The organism is Streptomyces sp. CBMA123, assembly GCF_014596465.1.
In the GTDB taxonomy this organism is placed as follows: Bacteria; Actinomycetota; Actinomycetes; order Streptomycetales; family Streptomycetaceae; genus Kitasatospora.
This window is the reverse complement of sequence record NZ_MECK01000198.1, coordinates 1-10,011: the sequence shown is the minus strand read 5'-3', so window position 1 is coordinate 10,011 and position 10,011 is coordinate 1. Positions and strand designations below refer to the sequence as shown.

At 74.2% G+C, this 10,011-nt stretch carries 9 protein-coding genes and 2 pseudogenes; 4 read left to right on the top strand and 7 right to left on the bottom strand.

Going from position 1 to position 10,011, the window contains the following annotated elements; all coding sequences use genetic code 11:
- The 4 genes and pseudogenes from BG452_RS21930 to BG452_RS21915 all read right to left on the bottom strand — a co-directional run.
- A pseudogene (locus tag BG452_RS21930) lies at positions 1-316 on the bottom strand (hypothetical protein); the annotation flags it as partial.
- 152 nt (positions 317-468) lie between these two features.
- The gene (locus tag BG452_RS21925) at positions 469-1,479 is read right to left on the bottom strand and encodes an MBL fold metallo-hydrolase (protein WP_188306046.1); all 1,011 of its coding nucleotides are present in this window, start codon (positions 1,477-1,479) and stop codon (positions 469-471) included.
- A gap of 121 nt (positions 1,480-1,600) precedes the next feature.
- A complete protein-coding gene (locus BG452_RS21920; protein ID WP_188306045.1) occupies positions 1,601-2,404 on the bottom strand; it encodes a hypothetical protein in 804 nt (267 codons plus the stop codon).
- 116 nt (positions 2,405-2,520) lie between these two features.
- Positions 2,521-3,447 (bottom strand): GNAT family N-acetyltransferase, encoded by a 927-nt coding sequence (locus BG452_RS21915; RefSeq protein WP_223242558.1) that lies wholly within the window; start codon positions 3,445-3,447, stop codon positions 2,521-2,523.
- 264 nt (positions 3,448-3,711) lie between these two features.
- On the opposite strand from BG452_RS21915, the pseudogene BG452_RS47750 reads away from it, so the two are divergent.
- From BG452_RS47750 to BG452_RS21900, 3 genes and pseudogenes are all read left to right on the top strand, one after another.
- A pseudogene (locus tag BG452_RS47750) lies at positions 3,712-5,030 on the top strand (DUF692 domain-containing protein).
- Between the two features lie 26 nt (positions 5,031-5,056).
- Entirely contained in the window at positions 5,057-6,136 is a 1,080-nt protein-coding gene (locus BG452_RS21905; RefSeq protein ID WP_188306044.1) for a TIGR04222 domain-containing membrane protein, read from the top strand.
- A 69-nt stretch (positions 6,137-6,205) separates the two neighbouring features.
- Entirely contained in the window at positions 6,206-6,988 is a 783-nt protein-coding gene (locus BG452_RS21900; protein WP_188306043.1) for a TIGR04222 domain-containing membrane protein, read from the top strand.
- Between the two features lie 71 nt (positions 6,989-7,059).
- On the opposite strand, the gene hemQ is transcribed toward BG452_RS21900, so the two are convergent.
- The 3 genes from hemQ to BG452_RS21885 are packed head-to-tail and all read right to left on the bottom strand — an operon-like array spanning position 7,060 to position 9,416.
- Positions 7,060-7,785: a hydrogen peroxide-dependent heme synthase gene (hemQ, locus tag BG452_RS21895; RefSeq protein WP_188306042.1), complete on the bottom strand. Its 726-nt coding sequence runs from the start codon at positions 7,783-7,785 to the stop codon at positions 7,060-7,062.
- Positions 7,782-9,212: a protoporphyrinogen oxidase gene (gene hemG / locus BG452_RS21890; RefSeq protein ID WP_188306041.1), complete on the bottom strand. Its 1,431-nt coding sequence runs from the start codon at positions 9,210-9,212 to the stop codon at positions 7,782-7,784. Before hemG ends, hemQ begins: the two co-directional genes overlap by 4 nt.
- Positions 9,213-9,233: 21 nt before the next feature.
- Positions 9,234-9,416 carry a hypothetical protein gene (locus BG452_RS21885; protein WP_188306040.1) on the bottom strand — a complete coding sequence of 61 codons (183 nt, stop codon included), beginning with the start codon at positions 9,414-9,416 and terminating at the stop codon, positions 9,234-9,236.
- A gap of 83 nt (positions 9,417-9,499) precedes the next feature.
- Between BG452_RS21885 and BG452_RS48130 the strand changes: the two genes are divergently transcribed.
- Positions 9,500-9,673 (top strand): hypothetical protein, encoded by a 174-nt coding sequence (locus BG452_RS48130; protein ID WP_411292986.1) that lies wholly within the window; start codon positions 9,500-9,502, stop codon positions 9,671-9,673.
- Positions 9,674-10,011: the final 338 nt, after the last annotated feature.

The window sequence follows — 10,011 nt, the reverse complement described above, 5'->3', positions numbered from 1 at the left end:
CGTTCGCCTCCCCGACGCCGGCGTTCGCCTCCTTGGCCCGGGCGTTGGCGGCGGCGCCCCGCTGGTCGGCGGCCCGGGTGTGTTCCTCGGCTCGCCGGGCCTGCTCGGCGGCGTTCCGTACGGCCTCCTGGGCGTCGTTCAACTGTCGTTCGGCGCGGGCGAGTTTGGCTTCCGCGGCGCGGGCCTGCTGCTCGCCGTGGCCGAGCGCGGCCTCGGCGGCCACCGCCCGGCCGACGGCCTTGGCCCGGCTGTGGGAGAGCACGACCGTGGCCGCGGCGGCGACCAGCGCCAGGGCGATCAGCGCGATCTGCGTCATCGGAGTCCTCGGGTGTCCTTGGTGCTGGGCCTGGGCCGTCGCCCGTCGCCCGGGGTTCGGTTCCGGGCGGGACGCGGGAGCGGGGTGCGCGAGTGCGGGCTCGGGTGCGGATACGGGGTGCGGGGTGCGGGCGCCGGTACGCGCCCCGGCTGTCAGCTCCGGCCGGCGCGCGGGCGCGGGACGCGGGTGGAGTCCTCGGCCAGTTCGCGGGCCACCAGGGCGACCTCGCCCATGGCGTCCAGGATGCCGGGCAGCGCGGAGCCGTCCAGGTGCCGGTACTCGGCCGCGACCGTGAGCACCAGCCGCTCGGGCAGGCCGAGTTCGGGGTGGCGCTGCTCGGCGATCACCCGCCGGGCGGCGTCCAGCGCGGGTATCCCGGCGGCGTGCAGGGCGTGGGCGCGCTCGCGGACGTACTCCAGGTAGCCGATGTGCTCCTGGACGCCGTCGCGGTCGAGTACCGGGCCGTGGCCGGGGACGAAGATCTCCGCACCGGTGGCGAGGGCCTGTTCGCAGGCGCCGATGATGTTCTCCAGCGGGCCGGCCCAGTGCGAGGGGTGGTCGCCGGGCTGCTCGGGGGTGGAGGAGAAGATCACGTCCCCGGTGAACACCGCGCGCTGGTGCGGGAGGTGGACCATCAGGTCGCCGCCGGTGTGGGCGGCGGGCAGGCTGGTGATCCGCACCGGGTAGCGGCCGACCGTCAGCTCCAGCTCGCCGGTGAAGACGGTGTCCGGGTGCACCGGCTCGGTGGTGGACCAGTCGAAGCCGCCGAAGTGCTCCCGGAGGTAGCCGCCGAGCGGGGAGTCCGGGTCGCTGTTGGTGAGCAGGGCGTGCTGCTGCTGGGGGGTGGGCTCCCAGTGGATGTGCTCCAGCGCCTCGCGGGTGGCGATCACCTCGGCGTCCGGGAGCACCCCGGCACCCCACAAGTGGTCGCCGTTGGCGTGGGTGACGACTACCCGGTCGATGTCGGCCCCGGTCGGCAGCAGGCGCCGACTGGCGGCGAGGAACTCCCCGGCCAGCGAGGGGTCGTACGGGGTGTCGATCCAGAGCGCGGTGGTCTCGGAGGCCAGCAGGCCGCAGTTGGCCAGGCCCCAGCCCCGCTTCGGGGGGAGCCACACATACAGGTCCTCGGCAATCGCGCTCACGTTCGCACGGTTGATCGTCATGCGCGCGATTATGCCCATGTTGCGTCAGGGATGGGGCAAAAGCTGTACGAACAGCTGGAGTTCATGCCCCGGTCTCTCCCGCACTGTCCGGATTCGCACCACGTGGTCGAGACCAATCGTCTCACTGCTCGGGATGACTGATGGACACTTCGCCCCGGAATCCTGACGGGACGTCGGACCGCGGCGCGGGCAGGACCCGGCAGACCTCGACCGTGACGTCCACCGTGTCCAGGCCGATCACCCGCCCCTCCACCGCGACGAATCCTTTCTCCCCCGAGCGGAACAGCACCGCCAGCGGGGAAGTCCGGTTCGCCGTGGTCAGCGCCTCCACCGCCATCGCCGAACCGAAGGCGAACACCCCGCAGAGCACGATGCAGGGCGCGTGCCGGGGGGTGCGGGTGATGAAGATGAAGCCGTGGTCGCGGACCAGTTCCCCGGTCGGGCCGTACAGCGCCTCGAAGGTCATCCCGCCCCAGCGGGCGCGGGCCTCGTCCGGGTACTCGATCGCGAAGTCCGGGAACACCGCGTCCAGCACGCCGCCGGAGTAGGAGTTGACGCTCGGACCGCCGATCGAGAAGGTCGGCATCCGCGGGTCCTGCGCCCCGGCCACCACCAGCTCGATCGTCGCCTTGCGGTTGACCTTCCGCAGCAGGTCGGTCAGTTCAGCTATCGCCCTGGCCTCGGCCATCGGCACGAACAGCACGTTCTTCGGCCCGCGGCTGGTCAGCTGGCAGCCGTCGGAGGTGACGGCGAACTCCGCCACCTCCAGGCTGGGGATGACGATCTGCACCCGACCGTACGGCGCCAGCATCGCCCGCAGGAAGCCGTAGCGCAGGAACAGCCTGGTACGGGCTAGCGAGCGGGCCGCGAGGAAGCCGATCACGGCCGGAACCGATGCGATCAGCACCTGCAGCAGGATCTCCATATGATCCCCCTGGAGGAAGACTCGACCACGAACTGTGCGCCCTGGTCATGTCCCCGCCCGTGGCTGGAATTACCCCCTCCCGCCGACACCGAACGTCACAGTCGACCTGTCGAGGTTCACTTCAGGCGCTTGATGCCCTTGCGCTCCCCCGCGCAGGGCTCGTACCCGAGCCACGCGTTGATCGCCAGCATCGGCGCATTGGTGGTGTCGTTGCTGGTGTACGCGCGCCGGTAGCCCGCCGCCGCCGCGAGCCGCAGCGACTCCAGCTTCGCCAGCTTGCTCAGCCCGCGGCCGCGGAACTCCCGGCGGCAGGCGGTGAACGCGGACCAGTAGCGATCCACCCCGTCGGTCTGCGCCAGGCTGAACGCGGCCGGCTCGCCGTCCACCACGGCGACCACCGTCAGCCCCCGATCCAGGTCCGGTCGGGCCCAGTCACCGCGGAGCCACTCCTCGTAGGCCAGGGCGTCCATCGGCAGCTCGCCGGGCTCGTCCCGGATCGCGTCCGCCTCCACCAGGAACAGCGGGCGCGGATCGTCCGCCCAGTCGGTCGCCGGGCGCAGCTCCACGCCGGCCGGCCGCACCGGGGCCTGCGGCAGCGGCAGCGTCAGGTCCCGCCCGCCGAACTGCGCGGAACGCCCCAGTTCGTAGCCCCGGGCGGCGGCGAAGGCCAGCGGGGCCGGCTCGTCGTCCAGCCAGGTGTGCAGTTCGGCCACCCCGTGGCCGGCCAGGTGCCGTTCGGCCGCGGCCAGCAGCGCGGTGGCCGCGCCGCGCCGGCGGAACTCCGGCAGCACGCTGCCGTTGGCGTAGCCGACGCCGGCGGTCGACGTCCCGAGCACCACCGCGCAGCGCACCGCGCCGACCACCCGGCCGTCCAACTCGGCGACGAAGGTGCGGAAGTGCTCGTCGGGATTCGGCTGGGCGTTCAGCCACAGCAGGGCCTCGGCGCTCATCACCAGGTGCTCGCGCCCGGCCCGGTGCGCAGCGGCCACCGCCTCGGCGTCGTCGGGGCGGAAGTCACGGATCGTCAGTGCAGTCTCAGTCATCAATCGCACGCTAGCCGCAAGCAGCCCGCCACCGCCTCCGATTTCGCCCCAAGGCGGCACCACACCTGCGGGAACGGTCGCGCCCGGGGGTCGGAGTCCCTGATCACCAGGACGGCAAGCTCAAATAATGCTCTGAGAAGACCGGGTGAGGCTTGGCAGCCACCCCGCCCGGGGACATCCTCAGCAACACGGCCGCGCAGTCCTGGCGACGACGCCCGCACCGCCCGACGGCCCCCCGTCCAGCCCTCCGAAGGGGGCGAACCGATGACTTCCCCTGCCCTGACCCTGCCCGTCGCCGCCACCGTCGCCGCCACCGTGGGCTCCGCTGTCGGCTCCACCGCCGGCTCCGCACCCCGGCTCGGCATCGGCCTCGGCTGGCGCGGCGAGATCGACACCGTGGTCGAGCGCCAAGCCGGCCTGGACTGGGTCGAGGTGGTCGCCGAGAACATCTGCGCCGACCACCTGCCCGACTCACTCACCGCCCTGCGCGGACGCGGCGTCACCGTCGTCCCGCACGGCGTCGGCCTGGGCCTCGGCGGCGCGGACCGGCCCGACCCCGACCGGCTCGGCCGGCTCGCCGGGGCGGCGCTCGCGCTCGGCTCCCCGCTGGTCACCGAGCACCTGGCCTTCGTCCGGGCCGGTGGCCTGGAGGCCGGCCACCTGCTGCCCGTCCCCCGCACCCGGGACTCGCTGCGGGTGATCGCCGAGAACGTCCGGATCGCCCAGGACCAGCTCCCGGTACCGCTCGCCCTGGAGAACATCGCCGCCCAACTCGCCTGGCCCGACGACGAGTTCACCGAGGGCGAGTTCCTCGCCGAACTGGTCGCGCGCACCGGCGTCCGACTGCTGATCGACGTCGCCAACCTGCACACCAACCGGGTCAACCTCGGTACCGACCCGGCCGCCGAACTCGACCGGCTGCCGCTGGAGGCGCTCGCCTACGTGCACGTCGCCGGCGGCACCCTGGTCGACGGCGTGTGGCACGACACCCACGCCCACCCCGTCACCGAACCGGTCCTGGAGGTCCTGGCCGAACTCTGCGCGCGGGTCGCACCGCCCGGCGTCCTGCTGGAACGGGACGCCGACTTCCCGCCGCCCTCAGAACTGGCCGGTGAACTGGACGCCATCCGCCGGGTACTGGAGGGGAGCACCCCGCGATGAACGACCTGGACCGCGGCGAGTCCGCGACCGACGAAGCCCGGGAGCGCCTCGCCCGGCGCCAGACGGAACTGCTGGCCGCCCTGGTGGCCGACGCGCCCGTCCCACCCGGCTTCGACCCGGACCAGGTCAGCGCCCAGTCCACCGGCCTCGCCGCCAAACGGCGTGACACCACCGCGAAGGTCGCCCCCGACCTGCCCCGCCTGCTCGGGGCGGCGTACGGGCCGCTCTTCCTCCGCTACGCCCGCACCCACCCGCAGACCGGCGGCTACCACGCCGACGCCCGGGCCTTCGCCGCGTGGGTGCTCACCGACGGCGGCCCGCCCGCCACCGACCACCGCCGCGCCCTGGAGCACTGGCTCCACCCCGCGCCGCAGCCGGCCGGACCACTCGCCCGGCTGCGCCGCGCCCTGCGCGGCCACTGAACCGACGTCTTCCCGGGGGAACGCCCATGTGGCACAACAGCTACTTCCTGATCCCGGCCGCCCTGCTGATCGCGGCCGCCCTGTACGCCGCGCAGACCCGGCAGCGGGTCCGGCACGTCCCGAACCCGCAGGGCCTGCCCGGCCGCGGCCTGCCGCTGCTGGACACCGCCTTCCTCGCAGGCGGCCCCGGCCGGGTCTTCGACACCGCGCTGGTCCGGATGCACCTCGGCGAGCAGGTCGTCATCAACCGCGCCGGCCTGGTCACCCTCACCGGCTCCAAGCCGTACGACGCCGTCGACCAGGCGGTCCACGACGCCGTCGGCCCGACCGGCAGCCGGGAGCTCGGCGCGCTACGGCGCACGGTGACCCGCTCGGCCGCCGTCCAGGAGATCGGTGACCGGCTCGCCGACCGCGGCCTGATGCGCCACCCCGAGCGGCTGCGCCGGGCCTTCCACGCCCGTCGGCTGCTCTGGCTCGCGATGCTCCTCGTCGTGGTCTCCGCCGGGCTCGCCCTGCTGCTCGACGACGACCAGGCCGGCTACGACCGCGCCAACCTCTGGTACCCGGGCCTGCTGCTGTTCATCGGCCTCATCACCCTGCTCACCAACTCCCTGGCCGACGGCCGGGTCACCCCGGCCGGGCAGCGCCAGCTCAGCCTGATGCAGGGCAGCACCCCGTGGTCGCCGAGCTCCGGCGTCTCGCCCCGGCTCACGGGCGGCGCGATGCTCGGCGCGGTCGCCCTCGGCGGACTGGCCGCCGCCTCGCTGGACAGCCCGGAGGTGGAGGCCGCGATGCTGGCCGCGGCGGCCCAGGAGGAGGCGGTCCGGCAGGCCTCCGCGTCCTCGTCCTTCTTCTCCTCCTCGTCCTTCTCCTCCTCGTCCTCGTCGTCCTCTTCTTCCTCGTCCTCGTCGAGCAGCTCCTCCTGCGGCGACTCCGTCACCTCGTGCGGCGCCTCCTCCGACTCGGGCTCCTCGCACCACCACTCCTCCTGCGGCTCCTCGCACCACTCCTCGTGCGGTTCCTCGCACTCCAGCAGCTGCGGCTCCTCGTCCAGCTGCGGGAGCAGCTGCGGTTCGAGTTGCGGCAGCAGCTGCGGCGGCTCCTGACGTCACAGTTCGGTATCGCGCTCCGGGAAGCCGTTCCCCGCGCCACGGCCCCAGGCATAGAACAAGCCCATGTGGTTGCTGTTCCTGATACCGGCCTGCGTCGCGGCGGTGCTCTCCTGCCTCCGGCTGGTGCGGATGACCGCCACCGCCGACGCCCTCACCGACCAGGACGGGCTGCGCCCGCCGGAGGCCGTCGGCATCGGGCTGTACGAGACGGCGTACCTGGCCGGCGGCCCGGACCGGGTGGTCGAACTCGCCCTCGTCCTGATGGCCGGCCGCGGCCGGCTGCACCTCGCCCACACCGGCTGGACCACCGTGGTCGACCCCAGGGGCCGCAGCCGGCTGGAGCGGGCGGTCGTCGCCACCGTCGGTCCCGAGGGCCAGTGCCGTACGGACGATCTGCGCCGGGCGATGGGCGAGCACCCCACCGTGCTGGAGATCGGCGCCCGGCTCTCGCTGGCCGGCCTGGCCACCCCGGCGCTGATCCAGCGCAGCACCGTGGTGGTGGTCCGCCAGGTCCGGCACGCGATGCTGCTGACGGTGGTCCTGCTCGCCGCCGCGCTGTCCGTCAGCGGCTTCACCGGCGGTGACGCCCTCGCCCCGCTCGCCTGGTTCTCCCTGCCGCTGGTGCTCACCGCGGGCACCCTGCTGATGGCCCGGGTCGACGTCTACCCGTACACCCGTTGGGCCTCCCCGATCGGCCAGGAGGTCCTCCGCGAGGTCCGCCCGGCCCGGCAACGCGGCCTCGCCGACGACGAGGAACGCGAACTCCTCACCGCCGTCGCCATGAACGGCCCCGCCGTCCTCCCCGACCCCCGCCTGCGCGCCGCCCTCCGCCCCCACCGCACCTGAGCCCGCGGGAACGGCCGGAGGCCGGCTCCCCCTGCCTGGGCGAGGGGGAGCCGGCCTCCGTACGGCGTGGGTCAGACCAGGCCGTTCAGCAGTTCGCTCACCGGCTTGCGGCGGCCGGTGAAGAACGGCACCTCCTCGCGGACGTGCAGGCGGGCCCGGGAGGGGCGCAGGTCGCGCATCAGGTCGACGATCCGGTGCAGCTCGTCGGCCTCGAAGGCGAGCAGCCACTCGTAGTCGCCGAGCGCGAACGAGGCCACCGTGTTGGCCCGCACGTCGGGGTAGCCGCGGGCCATCTGGCCGTGCTCGGCGAGCATCGCGCGCCGCTCGGCGTCCGGCAGCAGGTACCACTCGTAGGAGCGGACGAACGGGTAGACGCAGACGTAGTCGCGCGGGTGCTCGTCGGCGAGGAACGCCGGGATGTGCGACTTGTTGAACTCGGCCGGGCGGTGCAGGGCCATGTTCGACCAGACCGGCTCCAGCTGGCGGCCGAGGCCGGTGCGGCGGAAGCGGTTGTACGCCTCCTGCAGGTCGTCCGAGTCCTCGGCGTGCCACCAGACCATGATGTCGGCGTCCGCGCGCAGCCCGGACACGTCGTAGGTGCCGCGGATCGTCACGTCCTTGGCGTCGAGCTGGGCGAACAGCTCGTCCACCTCGGCGGCGAGGGCGGTGCGGTCCTCGGGCAGGGCGCCCTTGAGCTTGAACACCGACCACATGGTGTAGCGGATGACCTGGTTCAGGTCGCGCGCCTTCTTCTTCTCGGGCCGCTGCTCGGGCTCCCGCTCAACGCTCTCAGTCATGCGCCCATTGTCCTCTCCGTGGAACCGTCCCCGGTCGCCGGGGTCAACAGTTTGTCGATGGCCGCCGCGGCGGCGGCGGCCGAACCGATGCAGGCCGGGATCCCCACCCCGTCGTACGCGGCGCCGCACAGCGCCAGCGCACCCACCTCCCGGGCCGCCGCCCGCACCCGGGCCACCCGGTCCGGGTGGCCCACCGGGTACTGCGGCAGGCCGGCCGTGAAGCGGGAGACGAAGGTGTCGTACGGCCGGGCGGTCAGGCCGATCGCCTCCTCCAGGTCCGCCAGCGAGCGGGCCACCAGCTCCTCGTCCGGCAGCGCCAGCACCGCGTCCTCGCGGTGGCGGCCGAGCGAGGTGCGCAGCAGGAAGGCGTCCGGGGCGGAACGCTCCAGCCAGCCCCACTTGTTGGAGGAGAAGGTCGAGGCCTTGATCCGGCGGCCGTCCACCGGGGGCACCAGGAAGCCGCTGCCGCTGGGCGGCTCGGTCAGGTCGGCGCGGCGGAACGCCAGGGTCACCAGCGCCATGCCCGCGTACTCGACGGCGTCCAGCTCGGCGGCCGCCGCCGGGGCGTCCGCGCGCAGCAGCCGGGCCGCGGCGGGCGCCGGCACGGCCAGCACCACGGCGTCCGCGGTCAGCACCTCACCGCCGGCCACCACCCGCCAGCCCTCGGGGGTGCGGCGCAGTTCCTCCACCGGGGTGTCGGTGCGCAGGTCCACGCCCGCCGTGACGCAGGCCGCGGCCACTGCCTCGGGCAGGGTGCCGAGGCCCCCGCGCAGGCCCTGGAACACCGGGGTGCCGACCACCTGCGGCCGGGACGCCAGCTCGTGCACCCCCGCGACCAGTGAGCCGCCGCCCTGGGCGATCGGCAGCAGCTGCGGCACCGCGGCGCGCAGCGAGATCTCCTCGGCGCGACCGGCGTAGACGCCGCCCAGCAGCGGTTCGACCAGCCGGTCCACCACTTCCTGGCCGAGCCGGTCGGCGACGTAGCGGCCGATCGTGACGTCCGCCCCGACCTCGGTGGCCCGCTCGTGCCGGGCCCGCTCCAGCCCCTCGGCGGTGAGCACCCCGGAGGCGGCCAGCGCCTCCAGGTCACCCGGGACGCCCATCACCTGCCCGCCGGGCAGCGGCCGCAGCGCGCCCCTGGTCCAGATCGCCGCCTTCGCGGTGGTCGGCGGCTCCAGCTCCGCCCCCAGCCCGACGGCCCGCGCCAGCTCCACCGCCTCCGGCCGCCGCGCCAGCACCGACTCGGCCCCGAGGTCCACCCGGACCCCGCCGACCTCGCCGCCCCACAGCTTCCCGCCGACCCGCCCCGACGCCTCCAGCACCGTCACCCGTGCCCGCGCCGGCCCCCCGGCCGCCCCGCTCAGGAAGGCGGCCGCAGCCAGCCCCGCGATCCCACCACCGACGACGACGACCTGTGCATCCGACATGCCTCGCAGTCTCGCAGGTCTTTACACCGATCCCTCAATCCGCTGCACGCCCGGCCCCTTCGACAACGCGTCCAGGTCGAGCACGATCGGAAAGGGCACCCGGCGTTCGAGCTTGCCCCGGAAGATCCCGGCCGAGACGTAAGAGGAGGTCACCGGCTCCAGCTCAAAGACGTGCACGACTGGCAGATCGTCCTCCTCCTCCACGATCCAGTAGTGCGGGATGCCGGCCTTGGCATACTTGCTGACCTTGTCGCTACGACGGGCGGGCCAAGACGTCCGCCGATGCCGTGCGGCCGGTCGCGCAGCGGCGGGCGGTGGTGGTATGTCCGGAGGGGGCGGGCGGGTTGCCGACGCCGCGGGCGCGGGTGGGGGGCGGGGACGGGGCGGGCGCGGGTGGTGGACGCGACCGGGGCGGACCGCGCCGAGGAGATCGGGGCCGGGGCGCGGGCGGCGTCGGGTAGGTCGTGTCCGACCCGGCGCCGAGCCGTGATGGACTCGCGATCTCCCGGGTGGGTCCGTCCGGCAGGCTCTTGCGTCCAATGGCAGGAACTGCCAACGGACTTGGGGAGGGGCCGGGAATGGGTGGACAGGCGAGAGCCGGGGCGCTGGGGGCGGCGGTGGCCGCGGCGGTGCTGCTGGTGGGGGGCTGCAGCGCGGGGGGGGGGGGGGGTGGTGGGTGGGGTGGCGGCCGGGCTGGTGGTGGTGGCCGGGGTGGTGTTCGCCGTGGGGCGGCGGCGGAGGGCGCGCCGGGTGTGAGGTGGGGTGGCCCGGGTGCCGTGGGGGCGGCGCTCGGGCTTTT